This is a genomic window from Diaphorobacter sp. LR2014-1 (assembly GCF_002916785.1).
GTDB classification, from domain to species: Bacteria; Pseudomonadota; Gammaproteobacteria; order Burkholderiales; family Burkholderiaceae_C; genus Diaphorobacter; species Diaphorobacter nitroreducens.
Genome location: NZ_MTBE01000006.1, coordinates 39,282 through 61,776, shown reverse-complemented (window position 1 = coordinate 61,776; position 22,495 = coordinate 39,282). Strand labels below are relative to the sequence as shown.

21 protein-coding genes are annotated in these 22,495 nt (G+C 65.2%); 6 read left to right on the top strand and 15 right to left on the bottom strand.

Annotation, left to right across the window (positions count from 1 at the left end; all coding sequences use genetic code 11):
* The first annotated feature begins 4 nt into the window (after positions 1 to 4).
* The 4 genes from BV908_RS07210 to eda all read left to right on the top strand — a co-directional run bounded on the left by BV908_RS07210 (position 5) and on the right by eda (position 4,954).
* Entirely contained in the window at positions 5 to 1,285 is a 1,281-nt protein-coding gene (locus tag BV908_RS07210) for a TRAP transporter large permease subunit (RefSeq protein ID WP_103737686.1), read from the top strand.
* Positions 1,286 to 1,329: 44 nt separating this feature from the next.
* Positions 1,330 to 2,340 (top strand): TRAP transporter substrate-binding protein, encoded by a 1,011-nt coding sequence (locus BV908_RS07205; RefSeq protein WP_047351486.1) that lies wholly within the window; start codon positions 1,330 to 1,332, stop codon positions 2,338 to 2,340.
* Positions 2,341 to 2,498: 158 nt separating this feature from the next.
* Entirely contained in the window at positions 2,499 to 4,316 is a 1,818-nt protein-coding gene (gene edd, locus BV908_RS07200) for a phosphogluconate dehydratase (protein ID WP_103737685.1), read from the top strand.
* Entirely contained in the window at positions 4,307 to 4,954 is a 648-nt protein-coding gene (gene eda, locus BV908_RS07195) for a bifunctional 4-hydroxy-2-oxoglutarate aldolase/2-dehydro-3-deoxy-phosphogluconate aldolase (RefSeq protein WP_103737684.1), read from the top strand. The genes edd and eda overlap by 10 nt, the downstream gene beginning before the upstream one ends.
* 69 nt (positions 4,955 to 5,023) lie before the next feature.
* Here eda and gloA read toward each other — a convergent pair whose 3' ends face one another.
* The 14 genes from gloA to scpA form a co-directional block, all read right to left on the bottom strand.
* Entirely contained in the window at positions 5,024 to 5,440 is a 417-nt protein-coding gene (gene gloA, locus BV908_RS07190) for a lactoylglutathione lyase (protein WP_011805290.1), read from the bottom strand.
* Between the two features lie 62 nt (positions 5,441 to 5,502).
* On the bottom strand, positions 5,503 to 6,294 hold the full coding sequence (locus BV908_RS07185) for an SDR family oxidoreductase (protein ID WP_103737743.1): 792 nt from the start codon (positions 6,292 to 6,294) through the stop codon (positions 5,503 to 5,505).
* A gap of 432 nt (positions 6,295 to 6,726) precedes the next feature.
* Positions 6,727 to 7,005: a toxin-antitoxin system HicB family antitoxin gene (locus tag BV908_RS22075; RefSeq protein WP_146052207.1), complete on the bottom strand. Its 279-nt coding sequence runs from the start codon at positions 7,003 to 7,005 to the stop codon at positions 6,727 to 6,729.
* Positions 7,006 to 7,131: 126 nt separating this feature from the next.
* Positions 7,132 to 7,587, bottom strand: a complete 456-nt coding sequence (locus BV908_RS07180; protein WP_103737683.1) for a VC1465 family Xer recombination activation factor — start codon at positions 7,585 to 7,587, stop codon at positions 7,132 to 7,134.
* 295 nt (positions 7,588 to 7,882) lie between these two features.
* A complete protein-coding gene (locus tag BV908_RS07175) occupies positions 7,883 to 8,161 on the bottom strand; it encodes a hypothetical protein (protein WP_103737682.1) in 279 nt (92 codons plus the stop codon).
* A gap of 132 nt (positions 8,162 to 8,293) precedes the next feature.
* Positions 8,294 to 8,602 (bottom strand): hypothetical protein, encoded by a 309-nt coding sequence (locus tag BV908_RS07170; RefSeq protein WP_146052206.1) that lies wholly within the window; start codon positions 8,600 to 8,602, stop codon positions 8,294 to 8,296.
* A complete protein-coding gene (locus tag BV908_RS07165; RefSeq protein ID WP_103737680.1) occupies positions 8,599 to 9,114 on the bottom strand; it encodes a VC1465 family Xer recombination activation factor in 516 nt (171 codons plus the stop codon). Before BV908_RS07165 ends, BV908_RS07170 begins: the two co-directional genes overlap by 4 nt.
* Before the next feature lie 212 nt (positions 9,115 to 9,326).
* Positions 9,327 to 10,379, bottom strand: a complete 1,053-nt coding sequence (gene bioB, locus BV908_RS07160) for a biotin synthase BioB (RefSeq protein ID WP_103737679.1) — start codon at positions 10,377 to 10,379, stop codon at positions 9,327 to 9,329.
* Positions 10,380 to 10,743: 364 nt separating this feature from the next.
* Complete coding sequence (locus BV908_RS07155; protein ID WP_015913377.1) at positions 10,744 to 11,205, bottom strand: VOC family protein; 462 nt, start codon at positions 11,203 to 11,205, stop codon at positions 10,744 to 10,746.
* Positions 11,206 to 11,264: 59 nt separating this feature from the next.
* A complete protein-coding gene (locus tag BV908_RS07150; RefSeq protein ID WP_103737678.1) occupies positions 11,265 to 13,313 on the bottom strand; it encodes an acetyl/propionyl/methylcrotonyl-CoA carboxylase subunit alpha in 2,049 nt (682 codons plus the stop codon).
* A 22-nt stretch (positions 13,314 to 13,335) separates the two neighbouring features.
* Positions 13,336 to 13,776: a PH domain-containing protein gene (locus tag BV908_RS07145; RefSeq protein WP_103737677.1), complete on the bottom strand. Its 441-nt coding sequence runs from the start codon at positions 13,774 to 13,776 to the stop codon at positions 13,336 to 13,338.
* A 16-nt stretch (positions 13,777 to 13,792) separates the two neighbouring features.
* Positions 13,793 to 15,325 (bottom strand): acyl-CoA carboxylase subunit beta, encoded by a 1,533-nt coding sequence (locus tag BV908_RS07140; RefSeq protein WP_103737676.1) that lies wholly within the window; start codon positions 15,323 to 15,325, stop codon positions 13,793 to 13,795.
* A 25-nt stretch (positions 15,326 to 15,350) separates the two neighbouring features.
* On the bottom strand, positions 15,351 to 16,379 hold the full coding sequence (gene meaB / locus BV908_RS07135) for a methylmalonyl Co-A mutase-associated GTPase MeaB (RefSeq protein WP_084002089.1): 1,029 nt from the start codon (positions 16,377 to 16,379) through the stop codon (positions 15,351 to 15,353).
* On the bottom strand, positions 16,376 to 18,538 hold the full coding sequence (gene scpA / locus BV908_RS07130) for a methylmalonyl-CoA mutase (RefSeq protein ID WP_103737675.1): 2,163 nt from the start codon (positions 18,536 to 18,538) through the stop codon (positions 16,376 to 16,378). The genes meaB and scpA overlap by 4 nt, the downstream gene beginning before the upstream one ends.
* A gap of 124 nt (positions 18,539 to 18,662) precedes the next feature.
* On the opposite strand from scpA, the gene BV908_RS07125 reads away from it, so the two are divergent.
* Together BV908_RS07125 and BV908_RS07120 are read left to right on the top strand one after the other, a co-directional pair.
* A complete protein-coding gene (locus BV908_RS07125) occupies positions 18,663 to 19,298 on the top strand; it encodes a GntR family transcriptional regulator (protein ID WP_015913371.1) in 636 nt (211 codons plus the stop codon).
* Positions 19,299 to 19,466: 168 nt separating this feature from the next.
* Positions 19,467 to 21,296, top strand: a complete 1,830-nt coding sequence (locus BV908_RS07120; RefSeq protein ID WP_103737674.1) for a long-chain fatty acid--CoA ligase — start codon at positions 19,467 to 19,469, stop codon at positions 21,294 to 21,296.
* On the opposite strand, the gene BV908_RS07115 is transcribed toward BV908_RS07120, so the two are convergent.
* A complete protein-coding gene (locus tag BV908_RS07115; RefSeq protein WP_103737673.1) occupies positions 21,297 to 22,466 on the bottom strand; it encodes a saccharopine dehydrogenase NADP-binding domain-containing protein in 1,170 nt (389 codons plus the stop codon).
* Positions 22,467 to 22,495 lie beyond the last annotated feature (29 nt).

Here is a 22,495-nt window from a genome sequence, read left to right as displayed (position 1 = left end):
CACCATGATCGTTACCGCCATCTTTCTTCTGGTGCTCATCGGCGGCATGGTGATCGGCATGCCCATCGCCCACGCCCTGGTGCTGACGGGTGTCGCCCTGATGTGGCACCTGGATTTCTTCGATTCGCAGCTGCTGGCGCAAAACCTGCAGGCCGGCTTTGACAACTTTCCGCTGCTGGCCGTGCCGTTCTTCATCCTGGCGGGCGAGCTGATGAACGCGGGCGGCCTGTCGCGGCGCATCATCGACCTGGCGCGCGCCTTCGTGGGGCATATCCGCGGCGGGCTGGGCTTCGTGGTGATTGGCGCGGCCGTGCTGTTGGCGTCCATGAGCGGCTCGGCCATTGCAGACACGGCGGCGCTGGCCACCATCCTGCTGCCGATGATGCGCGAGCAGAAATACCCGATGAGCTACAGCGCGGGCCTGCTGGCGTCCGGCGGCATCATCGCGCCGATCATCCCGCCGTCCATGCCGTTCGTGATCTACGGGGTGACGACGAATACCTCGATCAGCAAGCTGTTCCTCTCGGGCGTGGCTCCGGGCCTGATGATGGGCATCTTCCTGATCGGCGCCTGGGCCTGGATTGCGCGCCGCCACGACCTGCCCTCGATGGAGCGCGTGGCGTGGGGCCCGCGCATGAAGGCGCTGACCAAGAGCTTCTGGGCCATGATGATGCCGGTCATCATCCTGGGCGGCCTGCGCGGCGGCATTTTCACGCCCACCGAGGCCGCCGTGGTCGCCGCCGTGTATGCGCTGCTGGTGTCCATGTTCGTGTACCGCGAACTGAACCGGTCGCAGCTGTACGACGTATTCCTGGCCGCGGGCAAGACCACGGCGGTGGTCATGTTCCTGTGCGGCGCCGCCACCGTCACGGCCTACATGATCACCCTGGCCGACCTGCCCAACATGCTGGCCGACAGCTTCGCCGGCGTGATGGGCAACCCCGTGCTGTTCATGGCGCTGATGATGACCTTCCTGTTGGTGGTGGGCACGGCCATGGACCTCACGCCCACCATCCTGATCTTCGGCCCCGTCTGCGCGCCGCTGGCCGCCAAGGCAGGCATCGACCCCGTGTACTTCGGCTTCATGTTCATCTATGTGGGCTGCATCGGCCTGATCACGCCGCCCGTGGGCACGGTGCAGAACGTGGTGGCGGGCGTGGGCCGCCTGCGCATGGAGACCGTGATCAAGGGCACCACGCCGTTCCTGGCCGTGTATGTGCTGCTGGCGGTCCTGTTCACGCTGTTCCCGGCCCTCATCACCGCGCCGCTGCGCTGGATGCACTGAGCTTTTCATCCCTTTTCACCCTGACTGTCCAAAGGAGACTTCCCATGCGTATACGCTTTGCTCTTGCCGGCCTCGTGGCCGCACTCGTTGCCACCGGCGCTGCACAGGCGCAGGACTTCAAGCCGCGCATCGTGCGTTTCGGCTATGGCCTGGTGGACAACTCCAACCAGGGCCGCGCGGCCCGCATGTTTGCGCAAGAAGTGGAAAAGGCCACCGGCGGCAAGATGAAGGTGCGTGCCATTGGCAACGCCTCGCTGGGCTCCGACACGCAGATGCAGCAGGCGCTGATCGGCGGCGCGCAGGAGATGATGGTGGGCTCCACCGCCACGCTGGTGGGCCTGGTGCCGGAGATGGCCGTGTGGGACACGCCGTTCCTCTTCAGCAACGCCAAGGAAGCCGATGTGGTGCTGGACGGCCCCGTGGGCGACAAGATCAAGGCCAAGCTGGAAGCCAAGGGCATGGTGGGCCTGGTGTATTGGGAGAACGGTTTCCGTAACCTCACCAACAGCAAGCGCCCCGTCGCCAAGCTGGAAGACCTGAACGACATCAAGCTGCGCGTGATGCAGAACAACGTGTTCCTCGACAGCTTCAAGGCCCTGGGCGCCAACGCCGTGCCGCTGCCGTTCTCCGAGCTGTTCACCGCGTTGGAAACGCGCGCCGTGGACGGCCAGGAGAACCCCTACAACACCATCGTCTCCAGCAAGTTCTACGAGGTGCAGAAGTACCTCACGGTGACCAACCACGTGTACAGCCCCTGGATCGTCACGGTGAGCAAGAAATGGTGGGACGGCCTGTCCGCCGCCGAGAAGAAGGTGCTGCAGGACGCCGCCATCAAGAGCCGCGATTTCGAGCGCAAGGACACGCGCGAAGAGGCCGCCAAGGCCCTGGCCGACCTGAAGGGCAAGGGCATGCAGGTCAACGAGTTGTCGGCCGCCGAGGCCAACCGCATGCGCGAGAAGCTGGTCAGCGTGAACGCAGGCATCGCCAAGTCGGTGGGCCAGCAGACCTGGGACGAGGTGAACGCCGCCGTCCAGCAGGCGCGCAACGCCAAGTAAGCGCAGGGCGGGGCAGGCGGCGGCGCCTGCCCTCGGTTCCCTGCCATGTGCCCTCGGCCTACACCTGTGTCGCCCACTGGCGCGTAGGATTCCGGGGGCAATGCTTGCCCGCAGTCGTTTTCTGCAACCTTCCCACAGCCGCCCTCGCGCCACCCAGCATGCCCCTGCACGACACCGTCCACACCGTCACCGAGCGCATCCGCCAGCGCAGCGCCCCTACGCGCGGCGCCTATCTGCAGCAGCTTGAGTTCCAGGCGCGCCGCGACCGCGGTGCAGACCGCCTGGGTTGCGCCAATGTGGCCCACGCCTTCGCCGGCATGCCTGGCAACGACAAGCTGCGTGTGGTGGTCCAGAAGGCACCCAACATCGGCATCGTCACGGCGTACAACGACATGCTGTCGGCCCATGCGCCGCTGCAGCATTACCCGGACCTGATCAAGGACGAGGTGCGCAAGCGCGGGGCTACGGCCCAGGTGGCCGGCGGCGTACCCGCCATGTGCGATGGCGTGACGCAGGGCACACCCGGCATGGAGTTGAGCCTGTTCAGCCGCGACGTGATCGCCATGGCCACGGCCGTGGCGCTGAGCCACGACGTGTTCGATGGCGCGCTCATGCTCGGTGTGTGCGACAAGATCGTGCCTGGTCTGCTGGTGGGGGCGCTGCAGTTCGGCCATCTGCCCACGGTGTTCGTGCCGGCGGGGCCCATGACGTCGGGCCTGTCCAACAGCGCCAAGGCCAAGGTGCGCGAACAGGCCGCGCAAGGTCTGGTGGGCCGCGGTGAACTGCTGGAGGCCGAGATGGCCGCTTACCACTCGCCGGGCACCTGCACCTTCTACGGCACGGCCAACAGCAATCAGATGATGCTGGAGGCCATGGGCCTGCATGTGCCGGGCACGGCCTTCGTGAACCCGGGCCAGGCGCTGCGCCAGGAACTCACGCGCGAGGCCGCACGCACGGTGCTGGGCGACAAGGGGGCGGCATGCCCACCTATCGGGCGCGTGGTAGATGAGCGCGCCATCGTCAACGCCATGGTGACGCTGCTGGCCACGGGAGGATCCACCAACCACCTGATCCACTGGGTGGCCGTGGCGCGCGCGGCGGGCCTCGTGATCGACTGGGACGACTTTTCTGCCCTGTCCGCGGTCGTGCCGTTGCTGGCGCGCGTGTACCCCAACGGCAGCGCGGACGTGAACCAGTTCCAGGCCGCTGGCGGTCCCGGCTATGTGATCCGCGAGCTGCTCGATGCTGGGCTGATGCACGAGGATGTACTTACCGTTCGCCCTGGAGGTATCCGCGAATACACGCGCGAGCCGCAGGGAACCGCCGATCAGCAACTGCACTGGGCCGACATCGGCGCCTCGCGTGACGACAGCGTGCTGCGCCCTGCGGCCGACCCTTTCAGCGCCACGGGCGGCCTCAAGCTGCTGTCGGGCAATCTGGGGCGCAGCGTGATCAAGGTCTCCGCCGTGCCGCCCGACCGGCATGTGGTGCAGGCGCCTGCACGCGTGTTTGCCTCGCAGGGCGAACTGCAGCAGGCCTTCCAGGCCGGCGAACTGGACCGCGACGTGGTCTGCGTGGTGCGCTGGCAGGGTCCCCAGGCCAATGGCATGCCAGAACTGCACAAGCTCACCCCGCCGCTGGCCGTGCTGCAGGGCAAGGGCTACAAGGTGGCGCTGGTCACCGACGGCCGCATGAGCGGCGCCTCGGGCAAGGTGCCTGCGGCCATCCACGCATCGCCCGAGGCGCATGCCGGCGGCCCACTGGCGCTGGTGCGCGACGGTGACGTCATCCGGCTGGATGCCGTGGCGGGCACGCTCGATGTGCTGGTCGATGCGGCCGAATGGCAGGCGCGCACGCCTGCCACCGTGCCGCCTGGCTTGCTGCAGGACAACGCACGCGGTTGGGGGCGCGAACTGTTCGCCGGCATGCGGCGCAATGCGCTCAGCGCGGAAGAGGGGGCCTGTACATGGCTGTGACGCAACACACCATCACGGCGCTCGATGTGATGCGCGATGCGCCCGTGATGCCGGTCATCGTTCTGCACGACGTGCGGCATGCCGTGCCGATGGCGCGCGCGCTGGTCGCCGGTGGTATCCGCATGCTGGAGGTGACGTTGCGCACGCCGCAAGCCCTCGAATGCATGCGGGCCATCGCCGCGGAAGTGCCCGATGCCGTGGTCGGCGCAGGCACCGTACGCACCAGTGCTGATGCGGCTGCTGCCGCGCGCGCCGGGGCGCGGTTTGCCGTCAGTCCGGGTTTTACGCCCGCCGTAGGCCGCGCCTGCCGCGATGCGGGCTTGCCGCTGCTGCCGGGCGTGGCCACGGGCAGCGAGATCATGACGGCGCAGGAAGAGGGCTTCTCTGCGCTCAAGTTCTTCCCTGCGGTGCAGGCGGGCGGTACGGCCATGCTGAAAGCGTGGCAGGGGCCGTTTGGCGACGTGGCGTTCTGTCCGACGGGTGGAATCCAGCCCGGCAATGCGGCGGAGTTTCTGGCGCTCAAGAACGTGGCCTGCGTGGGCGGGTCGTGGCTGGTGCCCGCGGATGCGCTGGAGCAGGGCGACTGGTCCCGCATCACCCGTCTAGCGCGCGAAGCCAGCGCGTTGCAGCGGGTTTGATGAATACAAGTAAAAATGGGCTGCAGCGCTTTGTGGATAAGCGCTAACAGCTATTAAAGAAAGAGCAAACTAGCGCAGACCGGTGCCTGCGCCAGCATCGCTCTTGCGCTCGATCAATTCAATCTTGTAACCGTCAGGGTCGGTCACAAAGGCGATCACCGTGGTGCCGCCCTTGACCGGCCCGGCCTCGCGCGTCACGGTGCCGCCGGCTGCCTTGATCTTCTCGCAGGCGGCGTAGGCGTCGGGCACGCCCAGGGCAATGTGGCCGTAGGCTGTGCCCATCTCATAGCTTTCCACCCCCCAGTTGTACGTCAGCTCGATCTCGGCCTGGCCGGGGTTGCCGCCCTCGAAGCCCAGGAAGGCCAGAGAGTATTTGTATTCAGGGTTTTCGGAGGTGCGCAGCAACTGCATGCCCAGCACCTGGGTGTAGAAATCGATGGAGCGCTGGAGATTGCCAACGCGCAGCATGGTGTGCAGAAGTCTCATGGCATGGATTGTGCCGTCAACCCAAAGACCCTGCGGCCTGTTGCGCAGAGTGATGGGCTGGGCTAGACCGGCACGGTGTAGTTGAGCGTCATGCGGCCGCCGTCCACGGTGACGATCTCGCCGGTCACATAACTGGCGGCGTCGCTGGCGAGCCATGCCACCACATCAGCGACCTCCGAAGGCTCACCCAGGCGCTTCATCGGCGTGCGGCTCAGGATCTTGAGCCGGGCCTCGTCGCTCGTCAGCACGGCCTTCGCGGCGAGTTCCGTGGCGATGGTGCCGGGCGCCACCGCGTTCACGCGGATGCCACGGTCCGCCAGCGCCAGCGCCATCACGCGGGTGAGCTGATTGATGCCACCCTTGCTCACGTTGTAGCTGGCGATGTTCGGAATGGCCAAAACGCCGTTGACGGAACTCATGTTCACGATGCTGCCGCCGCCCGAGCGCACCATTTCGCGTGCCACGGCCTGGCCCATGAGAAAGGCACCCTTGAGGTTCACGCGCAGTACCGCGTCAAAGTCTTCCTCGGTCACCTCCAGAAAATCCGCAGCGCGGAAGATACCCGCGTTGTTGACCAATACATCGATGCGCCCGTGCAGCGCCATGGTTTGACCTACCAGGGCATCCACTTCGGACTTGTTGCCCACATCGCAATGAATGTAGGCGGCTTGCGGCACCGCATCGGCAAGAGCACGTCCGCGGGCATCATCCATGTCTGCGATCACCACCTTGGCACCGTCGCGCGCCAGCCTGCGCACGCAGGCCTCGCCAATGCCCTGGGCACCGCCCGTGACAATACACACGCGACCGTGATGGCCCAAGGAGATAGTTGACGTGGAGAGTGTTTGGGACATGCCAGCCATCGTAGTCAATTGAAAAGGGCCGGTCACTGAACGTTTACGCGGAGGGTGGGATCGTTCCCTGAGCTGGGTGCGGATGTCGGGATCGTGGTGCCTCAGGCCCAGCCGCTGGCGTACTAGATACGATGTATAGGGCATTATCTCCCCCATCCAGAGATAATAGTTTCATATTGGTTATCCACATAATCAAATCCCGTTTTCACAGGGCGCGGATTCACCGTCTGAGTTAATCCCGCTGGGGTGGCTCGCGGCGGGCCGTTGCCGGGGCGTGGCGGGACAGACGCCGCAGGGGCGTGCCGGACGGGCGGGGATGGGTATTGCGGGCGCGCTGGGAGCGTCAGGCCCCAGGCAGGGGGCACGCTGCGCGACAGGACGGGGACTTCGGGGACGGGGTTCGCCCCCGCCTCCCCTGGACTCCCCGGGGGCTCACCCCTTGCGGGAGGCCAGCCAGCGGCGTTGCTGACGGTTGAGCCGGGGCCCTGGGGCAGCTTTGGCGGGCTTTTCTCGGGCAGGGCGAGGGGCAGGGGCGGGCGTGGACTCCGAGGGGCCTGCGTCGCCGTCTGGCGGCCTTGCTGCGCCAGCGCCACCTCGAAGGTAATCGCCAAGCTCCACGGCCACCAGGGCGTTGAGGCTGATGCCCAGCCGCTCGCAGCGGGCGCGGGCGTCTGCTTCGAGATCGGGGGAGAGTCGGACGGAGAATGCCATGGTTCAAAATGGTACCACTGTGAACCCCTAGGGGGCAAGGCGGGTGCTATCAGGTTGGTAGCATCCGTCGACGCTGGAGCGAGGTTTGAGTCCGATTTCCTCGGGGTAACGGCACTGCTACGTACATCAACCCCTGTACAGATATGTTCTATTGATAAATCTAGGGGCGGCGGCGCTTCGCGCCGCCCCCCGGCTGGCGCCGTGGGGACGGCGGCCGCGCTCGCGCCCGGGTCCGCCCCGCAGGCGGGGGCCCCCCCCGGGCGTTCTCGCGCCCACCGTTCCGCCCCCATGCACCCGGGTGCAGAGCTGATCGAACATGGCGGCCCGGCGCACCAAGAGCGACCACCAGGAGCCATCCTGGCCCGTGAGCGGGTGCCCCTCGGGGGTGTAGAGCGTGCCCCCGAGGAAGTACCAGCCGTGCCACGAGTCGCCGGGCAACTCCATCCGGTTCAGCAGGCGCAGCAGCTTGTAGGCTGTGAACGGGATGTCGTTCTTGCCGGTTTCCCAGTTATGTAAAGTCCGCTCGGTGACGTGAAAGTTTTTCGCGCAGGTGGCCCGGTCCCATCCCAGGTTCAGGCGCATCGCCTTGAAGCGCTCTCCAAGCTGTGCGCGGGTTTCGGGATCGTGGTGCCTCAGGCCCAGCCGCTGGCGTACTAGATACGATGTATATCGCCATTATCAGCATGCCCTAGATAATAATCTTCATTTGCGCATAAAAAAAGAGGGGTTGCGAGTTATCCACATAATAAGACCGTTTATCAAGGCGCGATCAAGCAGCCGAAGGGCACAAACGCTCCGCCACGCGGCAAATAATCGCCACGGGTTTAATCGTGTGGTTTCGCTTCGCTTACATGGGGGCCACGGCCCCCATACCCCATCAGGCCCGAGTGACGGGTTTCATGCCCAGCCGCGCAGATGCGGACTCAACGTCACGCGCCAGGGGCAAGAGCTTTTCCCAAACAGAACCGTGATACGCCCTGAATGCATCATCAATGGCAACCACGTAGTCATCCACCGTGAACAACCATGCAGGGGTATTTCCTTCCCCGACAGCGTCATGCACCATCTGAAGCAACTGCTTCAGCCTCAACAAGCGCTCCTCGACAGCGCCGGAAAGCCGTCCATTCTCCAACGTAGTAGCATTCACAACAGCCATGATCAGTCCTCCTAAGACTGGTTTTGGTCAGGGGTTCGCGGCGCCATAATCGCCCGATACCCCGCCTTAATTACGCTCCCGGGAACGATTTCTGCAGGAGCAGGGAAGGGGACAACGCCCCAAGAAACAGGGTCAGCCATCGTTAAGGCCCATCAAATCGGCGCGGCCATCACCCACCACAAGATCCCGCGCCAGCTCAGCGGCCACCACCTCCAGGTAGGCAACCACAAAGTCCCGAACCTGACCCACCGCCACCTCATCGCCAGCAATCGGGACACGCTCCAAGAACCGAGCGGCACGGGTCAGCGACTCGTGCGAATCGCGCACGAAGCCAAACAAGATCATGTCGTCGAGGGGTTCGACGGGACGGAATGCCCCGGACTTTGCATCACGCGGATAGTGCCGCTTGCGAGGCGGGCGCGGCGCTTCATAGGGATTCATACAACGCCCCCCATTCCACGATATGAGACACCGTTGTTTACCCCCGTGTTACTCGGGGGGGTAGCAAAGCCGGAGAGGCCCAAACGCACCGCCAACAGCGGCAAAACGATAGGCGCAGGCGCTTCGCGCCTCACCGATGCTGGCGCATCGGGGCCGGGCACTGCCGCCCGGTCGGCAGCAGCCGCGCTGCGCTTGCCGCCTGCTGCCGCCCGGCCCTCAGCGCCCCGCGCCATCAGCTCCCTGTAACCGTGAGCCTGACGCACCAGGAGCGACCACCAAGCGCCGTCCGTTCCAACGAACGCGCGACCCTCAGGAGACCATAGCTTACCGCCTTGGAAGCTCCAGCCGCGCCAGGACTCGCCGGGCAGCTCCATGCCGTTGAGCAAGCGCAACAGCTTGAACGTGGCATAGGGAATGTCGTGTTTGCCGCACTCCCAGTTATGTAAAGTCCGCTCGGTCACATGAAGAAGCTTCGCGCAGCCGGACAGGTCCAAGCCCAGGTTGCGGTACATGGCCCGGAACTTCTGCGCCTGTTGTAGACGGGTGTCACGGTCATTGCGCCGCAGCCTCAGTCCCAGGCTACTAGATACGATGTATATTATGTTAAATAATTGAACTGACTAGTCTTGCCGCTTACTCAATGGCGTACCGAAAAACCGTACCCAGCTGTTGGCACCCTGATTCTTCAGGGCGCGCATCCTCTGTACAAAACAGCGCATGCAGATTAAGCACCGCAAGCAGTTTCTGTGGTGGTTTGGTTGGGCGTACCCTTCAACCCCAGTTTGGCCAGCAATTGGGTGTCGGCCTCTACATCCGGGTTGCCCGTCACGAGCAGCTTGTCGCCATAGAAGATGGAATTGGCACCCGCCAAGAAGCACAAAGCCTGCACCGCGTCGCCAAGCTGCTGGCGGCCGGCGGACAGGCGTACGCGAGCCTTGGGCATGGTGATGCGGGCCACCGCGATCACGCGCACGAAGTCCAGCGGGTCCACCGGCTCGCTGTCGGCCAACGGTGTTCCGGGAACGCGCACCAGGCTGTTGATGGGCACCGACTCCGGATACGGGTTTAGGTTGGCCAACTGCGCGATGAGACCCGCGCGGTGCACCGGCGCTTCGCCCATGCCAACGATGCCGCCGCAGCACACGTTGATGCCTGCGTCGCGCACATGGCGCAGCGTATCCAGCCGGTCCTGGTACTGGCGCGTGCTGACCACGTCGCTGTAGTACTCGGGGGCCGTGTCCAGGTTGTGGTTGTAGTAGTCCAGTCCCGCATCCTTCAGCGCCTGGGCCTGGTGCGACTGCAACATGCCCAGCGTGGCGCAGGTCTGCAAGCCTAGGTCTTTCACGGCGGTGATCAGCTCGCTTATCTTTTCGATGTCGCGGTCCTTCGGAGCTCGCCAGGCGGCGCCCATGCAAAAGCGCGTCGCGCCGGCGTCCTTGGCGGCTTGCGCTGCCTGGGTTACCTCCTGCACGCTCATGAGTTTTTCGGCCTTCACGCCGGTATCGAACTCCGCCGACTGGGGGCAGTAGCCGCAGTTTTCCGGACAGCCGCCTGTTTTCACGGACAGCAGCGTGGCCAATTCGATGTCGCCCTGGGGCCAATGTGCGCGGTGCGTGGCCTGCGCGCGCCAGAGCAGTTCCATGAATGGAAGATCGAGGAGCTCCTGTACCGCTTGAATGCTCCAGCCCTCCCCTCGCTGCGTCGCAACACTCTCGGCAACGCGAGGATGAAACTGCAGTGTCTGGGTTGTATGCGGGGCTGTCGTGGCTGAGGTCATCAAATTTCTCCGGTTCTGCGGTCGCCACTGCTGGGCGCTGCTCCTGATTGTGTAAAGGCTTGAGTGGTCTGTGAAGTCTTAGCGTTCAAAAATCAGGATGAAAAGAGATGCGCCTAAAAGTGGCCTATTTGCGTTATTTTTAATGCATCTTGAGAGCATATAGATGAAAAATGGGGAATGAAGATGGAGGAAGCAAGTCGTGTTGTTCATCTGCCATCAAATACCCCGTAAATTCCCCTAATTACCAGAAACACCCTGCTGTTTTTGCTGAAGATGCGGCATGACCATAAAAAAAGCCCTGGTCGCATGGACCAGGGCTCTCTTGTTTTTCAGCAGTCAGGTGCTTCGTCGAAGCTTGTCCTTTTCAACCCAACGCCGCGATCACCTCGGGCGGCGCCTGCACCAGTTCGATCAGGACACCCTCCCCGGCGATCGGGAACTCGTCATTGCTCTTGGGATGCAGGAAGGTGATGTCGTAGCCCGCCGCGCCTTTGCGGATGCCCCCGGGCGCAAAGCGCACACCCTGTGCGGTCAGCCATTCCACCGCCTTGGGCAGGTCATCGATCCACAGGCCGATGTGGTTCAGCGGCGTGGCGTGCACGGCAGGCTTTTTCTCGATGTCCAGGGGCTGCATGATGTCCACCTCCACCTTGAAGGCGCCCTGCCCCATGGCAAGGATGTCCTCGTCCACGTTCTCTCGCTCGCTCTGGAAGGTACCCGTCTGCGTGAGGCCGAGCATGTCCACCCATAAGGTCTTCATGCGCTGCTTGTCGGTGCCGCCGATGGCCACCTGCTGGATGCCCAGCACTTTGAAGGGGCGTGTCATCCATTTACTCCTTTATTGATAGCTGCTAGCGCTTGCAGGACAAGCGTTAGGTGCTGTTTTCACTGAAATTCCAGGATGACCTGATCCACCGCCAGCGATTCGCCCTTGCCCGCGACGATCTTGCCCACCACGCCGTCCTGCGCCGCGAAGAGGATGTTCTCCATCTTCATGGCCTCAATCACGGCCAGCTTCTCGCCGGCCTGCACCTTCTGGCCCGGCTGCACCGCGACGTCCACCAGCAGGCCCGGCATGGGCGACAGCAGGAACTTGGACAGGTCCGGTGGCGCCTTGAAGGGCATGAGCTGGTGCAACCTTGCGCCCAGCGGCGACAGCACCAGCGCGTCGATCTGCGTACCGTTGTGGCTGATGCGCAGCGCCAGCGGGTTCTTGGCCGTACCGCGCTCCACCTGCGCCGTGAAGCCCTTGCCGTTGCACTGGCCCTGCACGCGGATGTCGCCCAGGCCGGCCGTACTGCTGATGCGGTAGGTGGTGTTGCCGATGGTCACGGCGCTGGAGCGGCTCTCTGGCTCATAGTCGGTGACCGTCACTTCATGGTGGATGTTGTTGCCCTGTGCGCCCAGCACCACCACGGTGAACTGCGCGCCCACCTGCACCTCATGACCCGTGAGCTGGCCGCTGATGCCCGATGCACGCGCGCGGTAGCGGCGGTTCATGTACGCCGCCAGCGCCACCAGGAACAGCGGGTCGTCGTGTGGCACGTCTTCGGCGGCGAAGCCCTTGCCGTAGTGCTCGGCAATGAAGCCGGTGTTGAATTGGCCGGCCACGAATTTCGGGTGCGCCAGCAGCGCCGCCTGGAAAGGGATGTTGCTGCTGATGCCGCGGATCACGAAGCCGTTGAGCGCAGCGCGCATCTTTTCGATGGCGTCGTTGCGGTCCTGGCCGTGCACGATGAGCTTGGCGATCATCGAGTCGTAGTACATCGGGATTTCACCGCCTTCGAACACACCCGTGTCCACGCGCACGCCATACTTCTTGGTCGTGTCGCCCTGGAACATGGACTCCTCCGGCGCCTGGAAACGCACCAGCCGTCCGGTGGAGGGCAGGAAGTTGCGGAACGGGTCCTCGGCGTTGATGCGGCACTCGATGGCCCAGCCGTCGCGCTTCACGTCCTCCTGGCGGATGGTGAGCTTTTCGCCGGCGGCCACGCGGATCATGAGTTCCACCAGATCCAGGCCGGTGATGCACTCGGTCACCGGGTGCTCCACCTGCAGGCGGGTGTTCATCTCCAGGAAGTAGAAGTCCTGGTCCTTGCCGACCACGAACTCCACCGTGCCGGCGCTCTGGTAGCCCACGGCCTTGGCCAGGGCCACGGCCTGCTCGCCCATTGCCTTGCGGGTGGCGTCGCTGATGAAGGGGGATGGCGCCTCCTCGATCACCTTCTGATGGCGACGCTGGATGGAGCATTCGCGCTCGTTCAGGTAGATCACGTTGCCGTGGGCGTCGCCCAGCACCTGGATCTCGATGTGGCGCGGCTCCTGCACGAACTTCTCGATGAAGATGCGGTCGTCGCCAAAGCTGTTGCGCGCCTCGTTCTGGCAACTGGCAAAGCCTTCAAAGGCTTCCTTGTCATTGAACGCCACGCGCAGGCCCTTGCCGCCGCCACCGGCCGAGGCCTTGATCATCACCGGGTAGCCGATGCCCTTGGCGATCTCCACCGCGGCCTCGGGCCCGGCGATGGGGTCGTTGTATCCGGGGATGGTGTTCACACCCGCCTGGTTGGCCAGCTTCTTGGAAGCGATCTTGTCGCCCATGGCGGCGATCGCCGCATGCTTGGGGCCAATGAAGACGATGCCCTCCTCCTCCACCCGCTTGGCGAAGGCTTCGTTCTCGGACAGGAAGCCGTAGCCCGGATGCACCGCCTGCGCGCCGGTCTGCTTGCAGGCGGCAATGATCTTGTCGGCCAGCAGATACGACTCGCGGCTGGGCGCGGCGCCGATGTGCACGGCCTCGTCGGCCAGCTTGACATGGCGCGCGTCCTTGTCGGCGTCGGAGTAGACGGCCACGGTGGCAATGCCCATCTTCTTGGCCGTGGCTATCACGCGGCAGGCGATTTCGCCTCGGTTGGCAATCAGAATTTTGGTGAACATGACGAGTTCCTCAGGAGGGAATTCAAAAACCGGTAACTAAAACGTGGGGGCACTGCTGACGCAGCTGCTCCACAAACCGCTGCTTCTCGCGCGGCGATAGCAAAATGCTGCGCCCTCTTCCATAGCGGATGCGCAGGCGGTCCAGCGAAAGCGCGGGCGAAGACACCCAGCTGCGCGAGGGCGACACCTCGGACACCTCGGCCAGCGCGATGCGCCAGCAAAATGGGCCGCACTGCACGCGCAGCGTGTCCGCCGTGAACGTGTAGTGGGTATCGAGCAGCAGCCAGATCGGCAGAATCAGCGTGGACGCGAGCACGATCCCGAGCACGGCCACCTCGGCCGTAGCGCCCGAGCGCAGGGCCGGCGGCAGCGCCATGCCGACCGCGGCAAGACCGGTCACGGGACCGATGGCCGGGATCCAGGCATCGACCCGGGAGAAAAATACGGGGCGGGTGTGCGTCATTGCCGGCCTGGCCTGCTTACAGCGGAATGTTCCCGTGCTTGCGCCACGGGTTATCGAGCTGCTTGTTCTTGAGCATGGCCAGGCTGCGGCAGATGCGCTTGCGTGTCTCATGCGGCAGGATCACGTCGTCGATGAAGCCGCGTGCGCCGGCGACGAACGGGTTGGCAAAGCGCGCCTTGTACTCAGCCTCGCGGGCGGCCAGCTTGGCGGGGTCGTTCTTGTCCTCGCGGAAGATGATCTCCACCGCGCCCTTGGCGCCCATCACGGCGATCTCGGCGTTCGGCCAGGCCAGGTTCACGTCGCCGCGCAGGTGTTTGGAGCTCATCACGTCGTACGCGCCGCCGTAGGCCTTGCGCGTGATGACGGTGATCTTCGGCACCGTGCATTCGGCGTACGCGTAGAGCAGCTTGGCGCCGTGCTTGATGATGCCGCCGTATTCCTGGCTGGTGCCTGGCATGAAACCGGGCACGTCCACAAACGTGACCACGGGGATGTTGAACGCATCGCAAAAGCGCACAAAGCGCGCGGCCTTGATGCTGGACTTGATGTCCAGGCAGCCCGCCAGCACCAGCGGCTGGTTGGCCACGATGCCTACGGTCTGGCCTTCCATGCGGGCAAAGCCGATGATGATGTTCTTGGCGTACTCGGGCTGCAGCTCAAAGAAGTCACCGTCGTCCACCGTCTTGACGATCAGCTCCTTCATGTCATACGGCTTGTTGGGGTTGTCGGGCACCAGCGTGTCCAGCGACAGGTCGGCGCGATCGGCCGGGTCGTTGCTCGGGCGCACGGGCGCCTTTTCCTTGTTGTTGAGCGGCAGGTAGTTGTACAGGCGGCGCAGCATCATCAGCGCCTCCACGTCGTTCTCGAAGGCCATGTCGGCCACGCCGCTCTTGGTGGTGTGCGTGATGGCGCCGCCCAGTTCTTCGGCCGTGACCTCTTCGTGCGTGACGGTCTTCACGACCTCGGGGCCGGTCACGAACATGTACGAGCTGTCCTTGACCATGAAGATGAAGTCGGTCATGGCCGGGCTGTATACCGCTCCGCCCGCGCAGGGGCCCATGATCATGCTGATCTGCGGGATCACGCCGGACGCCAGCACATTCTTCTGGAACACGTCGGCGTAGCCACCCAGGGAAGCCACGCCCTCTTGGATGCGCGCGCCGCCCGAGTCGTTCAGGCCGATCACCGGCGCGCCGACCTTCATGGCCTGGTCCATGACCTTGCAGATCTTCTCGGCGTGGGTCTCGGACAGCGCGCCGCCGAACACCGTGAAGTCCTGGCTGAACACGAACACCAGGCGGCCGTTGATCATGCCGTAGCCGGTGACCACGCCGTCACCGGGGATCTTGGTGTTCTCCATGCCGAAGTCCGTGCAGCGGTGCTCCACGAACATGTCCCATTCCTCGAAGGTGCCGTCGTCCAGCAGCAGCTCGATGCGCTCGCGCGCGGTGAGCTTGCCCTTCTTGTGCTGGGCGTCGATGCGCTTCTGGCCACCGCCCAGGCGGGCGAGTTCGCGCTTTTTCTCCAGTTGATCCAGGATGTCTTGCATGGTCGCTCTTTCAGTGAAGTGCTATTTAAATAGTAGCTTGCAGCGCTTGTCCAGATTGCGCTGCAAGCAGATTTCGTGCTGCAGTGGAAGCCGCTATGCGCCCCGCGGTCACGTCCTGCTGCAGGCGGGGCAGCAGCTCGCGCACCTGCGGGTGCTGGCGGAAGGCCTGCTTCAGGCCTGCGTCGATGCGCTCCCACATCCACGCCAGGGATTGCCGCTCGCGCCGCGCGGCCAGGCGGCCGTTGGCCGTCTGCAGGCGGCGGAACTCCTGCACCGCGGCCCAGAAGCCATCCACCCCCTCGCCTTTCAGCGCGCTGAGCGTGATGACCTTCGGCGTCCACAGGGATTCGTCGTGGTGCGCATGCTCGGGGTTGCCATGCATGGACAGCAGGCGCAGGCTGGAAGTGATCTGCGCCTGCGCGCGTGTGGCGGCGTGCGGGTCGATGTCGGCCTTGTTGATGACCACCAGGTCGGCCAGCTCCATCACACCTTTCTTGATGGCCTGCAGGTCGTCGCCCGCGTTGGGCAACTGCAGCACGCAGAACATGTCGGTCATGCCCTGCACGGCGATCTCGCTCTGGCCCACGCCCACGGTCTCGATGATGACCACGTCATAGCCCGCAGCCTCGCACACCAGCATGGCCTCGCGCGTCTTCTCGGCCACGCCGCCCAGCGTGCCGCTGGACGGGCTGGGGCGGATGTAGGCATCGGGTTGGACCGACAGGTGCTCCATGCGCGTCTTGTCACCGAGGATGGAGCCGCCCGAGACGGTGGATGACGGGTCGATGGCCAGCACCGCCACCTTCAGGCCTTGTGCGATCAGGTGCAGGCCCAAGGCTTCGATGAAGGTGCTCTTGCCCACGCCAGGCACGCCGCTGATGCCGAGGCGAAACGCCCGGCCCGTGTGCGGCAGCAGCGCGGTGAGCAGTTCGTCGCCCTGCGTGCGATGGTCGGCCCGCGTGGATTCCAGCAGCGTGATGGCCTTGGCCATGGCGCGGCGCCGCACGGCGGGCGTGCCGTGCAGGATGCCTTCTTGCAGCTGCTGGGGGGTCACTGCGCCTGCGCCTTCTTGATTTGCTCCAGCACGTCCTTGGCGCTGGCCGGGATCGGCGTGCCGGGGCCATAGACGCCCTTGACGCCTGCACCGTAGAGGAAGTCGTAGTCCTGCGCGGGCACCACGCCGCCCACGAAGACGATGATGTCGTCGGCGCCCTGCTTTTTCAGTTCTTCGATGATGGCGGGCACCAGCGTCTTGTGGCCCGCGGCCAGGGTGGAGACGCCCACCGCGTGCACGTCGTTCTCGATGGCCTGGCGCGCGCACTCCTCGGGGGTCTGGAACAGCGGGCCCATGTCGACATCGAACCCCAGGTCGGCAAAGGCCGTGGCCACCACCTTGGCACCGCGGTCGTGGCCGTCTTGGCCGAGCTTCGCGATCATCACGCGCGGGCGGCGACCGAGCTGTTCGGCTGCCTGATCGATTTCACCCTTGAGCTTTTCCCAGCCTTCGGCCGAGTCGTAGGCAGCAGCGTACACACCGGTCACCTTTTGCGTATCGGCGCGGTGGCGCCCGAAGATTTTTTCCAGCGCGTCGGACACCTCGCCCACCGTGGCGCGTGCGCGAATCGCCTGGATCGACAGATCCAGCAGGTTGCCCTGGCCGCTTGCTGCTGCAGAAGTAAGAGCAGCCAGCGCTTGTTGGACCTGGGTTTGATCGCGTTTTGTCTTGATGGCGTTGAGGCGCGCGATCTGGTTCTCGCGCACCTTGACGTTGTCCACCTCAAGGATGTCCACCGGGTCTTCCTTGGCAAGCTTGTACTTGTTCACGCCCACGATGACTTCCTTGCCCGAATCGATGCGCGCCTGCTTTTCCGCAGCCGCGGCCTCGATCTTGAGCTTGGCCCAGCCGGAGTCCACGGCGGCGGTCATGCCGCCCATCGCCTCGACCTCTTCGATGATCTTCCAGGCGGCGTCGGCCATGTCCTGGGTGAGCTTTTCCATCATGTAGGAGCCGGCCCAGGGGTCGATCACGTTGGTGATGTGGGTCTCTTCCTGGATGATGAGCTGCGTGTTGCGCGCGATGCGTGCGCTGAATTCGGTGGGTAGCGCGATGGCTTCGTCCAGCGCGTTGGTGTGCAGGCTTTGCGTGCCGCCGAACACGGCCGCCATGGCCTCGATGGTGGTGCGCACCACGTTGTTGTACGGGTCCTGCGCGGTGAGCGACCACCCCGACGTCTGGCAGTGGGTGCGCAGCATCAGGCTCTTGGGGTTTTTGGCGTTGAACCCTTTCATGATGCGGCACCACAGCAGGCGCGCGGCGCGCATCTTGGCGATCTCCAGGTAGAAGTTCATGCCGATCGCCCAGAAGAACGACAGGCGCCCGGCAAAATCGTCCACGTCCATGCCCTTGGCGATGGCCGTCTTCACGTATTCCTTGCCGTCGGCCAGGGTGAAGGCCAGTTCCAGGGCCTGGTTGGCGCCGGCTTCCTGCATGTGGTAGCCCGAGATCGAGATCGAGTTGAACTTGGGCATGTTCTTGCTCGTGTACTCGATGATGTCGCCGATGATGCGCATCGACGGCTTGGGCGGATAGATGTAGGTGTTGCGGACCATGAACTCCTTGAGGATGTCGTTCTGGATGGTCCCGGCCAGCTTGTCCTGGCTCACGCCCTGCTCCTCCGCTGCCACCACGTAGCCCGCCAGCACCGGCAGCACGGCGCCGTTCATGGTCATGGAAACAGACACCTTGTCCAGCGGAATGCCGTCGAACAGGATCTTCATGTCCTCCACGCTGTCGATGGCGACGCCCGCCTTGCCCACGTCGCCCGTCACGCGCGGGTGGTCGCTGTCGTAGCCGCGGTGCGTGGCCAGGTCAAAGGCCACCGACACACCCTGCCCGCCCGCGGCCAGCGCTTTGCGGTAGAAGGCGTTGGATTCTTCGGCCGTGGAAAAGCCCGCGTACTGGCGGATGGTCCAGGGGCGCACGGCGTACATGGTGGCCTGCGGGCCGCGCAGGTAGGGCTCGAAGCCCGGCAGCGTGTTGGCGTAGGGCAGGTCCTGCGTGTCTTGCGCCGTGTACAGGGGCTTCACGCTGATGCCGTCGGGCGTCACCCAGTTCAGGGCATTCACGTCGCCGCCGGGCGCGGACTTGGCCGCGGCCTTGGCCCAGGCGGCAAGGTCGGCGGACTGGAAGATGGGATCAGGATGGCTGCTCATGGCGGGGGCGCTTTCGCAAAGATGGCAAAGAGATGTGGTTATGCGTGCTGCGTTTTCGCAATTTTGCGGAGTTTACCTGATCTGTAATTATTAATTCTTAGTTTTTTTCAGGTACAGTCCGCCCATGTCAGCCGTCACCCTCACTCCCCGCGCACTCTATGAACAAGTGGCGGAGCAACTGCGCCAGCGCATCTTCCGGCGCGAGCTGGAGCCTGGCAGCTGGATCGACGAGCTGAAGATCGCCGAGGAGTTCGGCATCAGCCGCACGCCTTTGCGCGAAGCACTCAAAGTGCTGGCGGCGGAAGGCCTGGTCACCATGAAGGTGCGCCGCGGCGCCTACGTGACCGAGATGTCCGACAAGGACCTGCACGATGTCTACCACCTGCTCAGCCTGCTGGAGAGCGACGCCGCAGGCGTGGTGGCCGCCCGCGCCACGCCGGAGCAACTGCGCGAACTGGAGCAGCTGCATGCCGACCTGGCCGCCGCCGTGCAGGACCGCGACCGCTTCTTCACCATCAATGAGCGCATCCACATGCGCCTGCTGGAGATGGCCGACAACCGCTGGCGCAGCCAGATGGTGGCCGACCTGCGCAAGGTCATGAAGCTCAACCGTCACAACTCGCTGCTCAAGCAGGGACGCATCGAGGATTCGCTGGCCGAGCACGAAACCATCCTGGCCGCGCTGCGCGCGCGCGACCCGCAGGCCACAGTGGCCGCCATGTCTGCGCATTTCGCGCATGGGCTGGAGGCAGCGGGCTGACCGGGCCCGCCCCCCATCCGCCGTTCTTTTTTCCGTCGCGCGAGCGACAAGTTTGCGAACGATCGTGCGAAAACGCGCGTGCCCGGCCTATGATTCCGCTTTTTGCCCGGCGGCTTGGCTCCGCAATGGCGCCCAGCCCTGCCGGCACGCACTGCACGTATTGCACGCATGAATTCCCCCACCCCCGACCTGCGCGGCGTGCAGACGCTGCCCGAACTGCTGGCGTTCCGCGCCGCCCTCACTCCCCACAGCGAGGCCTACCGTGCCTGCGACCCCGGCACCGGCCAGTGGATCAGCCTGACCTGGGCACAGACCCAGGAGCGCGTGCAGCAGTGCAGCCGCGCCATTGCCGCATCGGGCCTGCCACAGGGGGCGCGCATCGCCATCCTGCTGCCCAACGGGCTGGATGCCATGAGCATCGACCAGGCCGTGATGGCCACGGGCTGTGTGCCCGTGCCTCTGCATGCCATCGACAATCCGGGGAGCATTGCCTACATCCTGGCGGATGCCGAGGTGTCGCTGCTCGTCGTGGAAGAGCCCGAGCAATGGCGGCGCATCCGCGACGTGGGCATGCCGCTGCCGCACCTGATGGGCGTGGTGACGACCAACGCCAGCACCGACCTGCCCACCGCCGCCGAGCAGGACGTACCGGTCGCACCGCTGGCTGCCTGGCTGCAGCATGCCGCGGCAGATACGCCGCTGCCCCCGCCGCCCGGCCCTAAGGATCTGGCGGCGATCGTCTACACCAGCGGCACCACCGGCAAGCCCAAGGGGGTGATGCTCAGCCATGCCAACGTGGTGGCCGACGTGAAGGCGGTGCTGGAGCGCATTGCCCCCACGCCACAGGATGTGTTCCTGTCCTTCCTGCCGCTGTCGCACACCTTCGAGCGCACGGGCGGCTACTACCTGCCCATGGCCTCGGGCAGTTGCGTGGTCTACGCGCGCTCGGTGGCGCAACTGGCGGAGGATTTGAAGAATGTGCGCCCCACGGTGCTGGTGTCGGTGCCGCGCATTTATGAACGCGTGCATGCCAAGCTCATCGAGACGCTGTCGCCCTCGCCCTTGAAGATGCAGCTGTTCCAGGCCGCGCAGGCCGTGGGCTGGAAGCGGTTTTGCGCCGCGCAGCGCCTGCCAGCACCCCAGGACGACGGCGCGGGCGGCTGGATGCGCGCCCTGCCCTGGCCGCTGTTGCGTGCCCTGGTGGCCAAGCCGCTGCTGGCGCAGTTCGGTGGCCGCGTGCGCGTGGCCGTGAGCGGGGGCGCGCCGCTGTCGCCCACCATCGCGCACTGCTTCCTGGGCCTGGGCCTGCAACTGGTGCAGGGCTACGGCATGACCGAAACCACGCCCGTGGTCAGCGTGAACACGCTGAAGGACAACGACCCGTCCACCGTCGGCCGCGCCTTGCCGGGCGTGGAGGTGCGCATCGGCGAGAACCGCGAACTGCAGGTGCGCGGCCCCATCGTCATGAAGGGCTACTGGAAGCGCCCCGAGGATACGGCCCGCACCGTCTCCGCCGACGGCTGGCTGGGCACGGGCGACCAGGCCGAGATCGTCGGCGGCCGCATCCGCATCCTGGGGCGCATCAAGGAAATCATCGTCACCTCCACGGGCGAGAAGGTGCCGCCGGCCGACCTGGAGCTGGCCATCACCGCCGATGCGCTGTTCGAGCAGGCCTTTGTGGTGGGCGAGCAGCGCCCCTTCATCGCCTGCGTGGCCGTGGTGCATGCCGAAGAGTGGCGCCAACTGGCCGGGCAACTGGGCCTGGACGCCAACGACCCTGCCAGCCTTGCGCACCCCAGCGCCCAACGGGCGGCACTGGCGCGCATCGAGAAGCTGGCGGCCGGCTTCCCGCGCTATGCGGTGCCGCGCGCCGTGCATCTGGTGCGCGAGCCATGGACGATCGAGAACGCGTTCATGACACCCACGCTCAAGCTCAAACGCACCAACCTCATGGCGCACTACGCGGCCGCCATCGAGGCGATGTACCAAAAGCGCTGATCAGGCCCCCACCGCTTGCAATGACCGCGCAAGCGGGGCCTGGGCCGACTCGGCGTCCCCCTCGCTTCCCGGCACGTGGTAGATGCGCCCGAACCGATTGGCCAGGAAGTCCTCCAGTGCGATCTGCTCTTGCCCGATGAAACCGGCCTGCGGAAGCTGGCCCGCCATGACCAGGTCCAGCGCCGCGCAGATGCCCGCGGCCGTGGTGCGTTGGATGGCGCTGAGCATCTGCCCGCGCACCGATGCGCCCAGGATGTGGGCAGCATAGCTTTCCTGCACCAACCGGCCGCCTCGCTGGCCGCGCGCGCTGGCGAGGATCACGATCACGTCTTGCTGCGTGGTCGGGACGGCGCCGTCCAGCAATTCCTTGAGCAGGTCGCGCCGGTCGCGCAGGCGCAGCTCGTGCAGCAGCAGTTGCAGGATGGCATGGTGGCCGGGGTAGCGCACCGACTTATAGTCGAGCTGCCGCACGCGCCCCTCCCAGGTCTGGGGCAACGTGCCCAGGCCGCCCGAGGTATTGAAAGCCTCGTATTCCACGCCGTCGATCAGCAGCGTTTCCAACCCGTCGAGCGCAGGCACGCTGGTGCGCCGGCCCTGCACGATGGCGTCGCACGGGTTGCAGTATTCGTTGATCAGGCCCTCGGTGCTCCAGGTCATTGCGTAACGCAGGGCGCCCTGGGGGTAGCGCGGCAGCGCCCCCACGCGCAGTTGCAGCCCTTCCACGCGGTCCAGGCGCTGCGCCAGGGCGTTGCCCACCACGCCGATGAAGCCGGGCGCCAGCCCGCACTGCGGCATGAGCGCGCTGCACGCGCCTTCGGCCAGCGCCTGGATGGCGCGGGTGCTGGCCACGTCCTCCGTCAGGTCGAAGTAGTGCACGCCATGGCGTGCACACAGCGTGGCCACCGGCACGGCTTGGTGGAACGGCAGTGCGTTGAGTACCGCATGGTGCCCGGCAATGGCAGCCTCCAGCATGGCGTCATCCGTCACCTGCAAGGTGGCGGCGTTGTTGACCTGCAGGCGCTTCAGTGCGGCGGCGTCGCGGTCGGCCACGGTGAGCGTGTAGCTGCCCGCGTCCTCCAATAGCAGCGCAATGGCACGGCCGATATGGCCCGCGCCCAGGATCAGTACGCGGTGCGGGTGGGAAGCATTGACGGGATGCAGGCGGGTCATGGCGGTCTCCTTGCGTTGTCGTTCGGTAG

Bases quoted from the DNA above. Each gene is read 5' to 3' on its own strand.
- BV908_RS07210 (WP_103737686.1), top strand. From the start codon at position 5: ATGATCGTTACCGCCATCTTTCTTCTGGTGCTCATCGGCGGCATGGTG.
- BV908_RS07205 (WP_047351486.1), top strand. From the start codon at position 1,330: ATGCGTATACGCTTTGCTCTTGCCGGCCTCGTGGCCGCACTCGTTGCC.
- edd (WP_103737685.1), top strand. From the start codon at position 2,499: ATGCCCCTGCACGACACCGTCCACACCGTCACCGAGCGCATCCGCCAG.
- eda (WP_103737684.1), top strand. From the start codon at position 4,307: ATGGCTGTGACGCAACACACCATCACGGCGCTCGATGTGATGCGCGAT.
- gloA (WP_011805290.1), bottom strand. From the start codon at position 5,440: ATGAGACTTCTGCACACCATGCTGCGCGTTGGCAATCTCCAGCGCTCC.
- BV908_RS07185 (WP_103737743.1), bottom strand. From the start codon at position 6,294: ATGTCCCAAACACTCTCCACGTCAACTATCTCCTTGGGCCATCACGGT.
- BV908_RS22075 (WP_146052207.1), bottom strand. From the start codon at position 7,005: ATGGCATTCTCCGTCCGACTCTCCCCCGATCTCGAAGCAGACGCCCGC.
- BV908_RS07180 (WP_103737683.1), bottom strand. From the start codon at position 7,587: ATGCGCCTGAACCTGGGATGGGACCGGGCCACCTGCGCGAAAAACTTT.
- BV908_RS07175 (WP_103737682.1), bottom strand. From the start codon at position 8,161: ATGGCTGTTGTGAATGCTACTACGTTGGAGAATGGACGGCTTTCCGGC.
- BV908_RS07170 (WP_146052206.1), bottom strand. From the start codon at position 8,602: ATGAATCCCTATGAAGCGCCGCGCCCGCCTCGCAAGCGGCACTATCCG.
- BV908_RS07165 (WP_103737680.1), bottom strand. From the start codon at position 9,114: ATGTACCGCAACCTGGGCTTGGACCTGTCCGGCTGCGCGAAGCTTCTT.
- bioB (WP_103737679.1), bottom strand. From the start codon at position 10,379: ATGACCTCAGCCACGACAGCCCCGCATACAACCCAGACACTGCAGTTT.
- BV908_RS07155 (WP_015913377.1), bottom strand. From the start codon at position 11,205: ATGACACGCCCCTTCAAAGTGCTGGGCATCCAGCAGGTGGCCATCGGC.
- BV908_RS07150 (WP_103737678.1), bottom strand. From the start codon at position 13,313: ATGTTCACCAAAATTCTGATTGCCAACCGAGGCGAAATCGCCTGCCGC.
- BV908_RS07145 (WP_103737677.1), bottom strand. From the start codon at position 13,776: ATGACGCACACCCGCCCCGTATTTTTCTCCCGGGTCGATGCCTGGATC.
- BV908_RS07140 (WP_103737676.1), bottom strand. From the start codon at position 15,325: ATGCAAGACATCCTGGATCAACTGGAGAAAAAGCGCGAACTCGCCCGC.
- scpA (WP_103737675.1), bottom strand. From the start codon at position 18,538: ATGAGCAGCCATCCTGATCCCATCTTCCAGTCCGCCGACCTTGCCGCC.
- BV908_RS07125 (WP_015913371.1), top strand. From the start codon at position 18,663: ATGTCAGCCGTCACCCTCACTCCCCGCGCACTCTATGAACAAGTGGCG.
- BV908_RS07120 (WP_103737674.1), top strand. From the start codon at position 19,467: ATGAATTCCCCCACCCCCGACCTGCGCGGCGTGCAGACGCTGCCCGAA.
- BV908_RS07115 (WP_103737673.1), bottom strand. From the start codon at position 22,466: ATGACCCGCCTGCATCCCGTCAATGCTTCCCACCCGCACCGCGTACTG.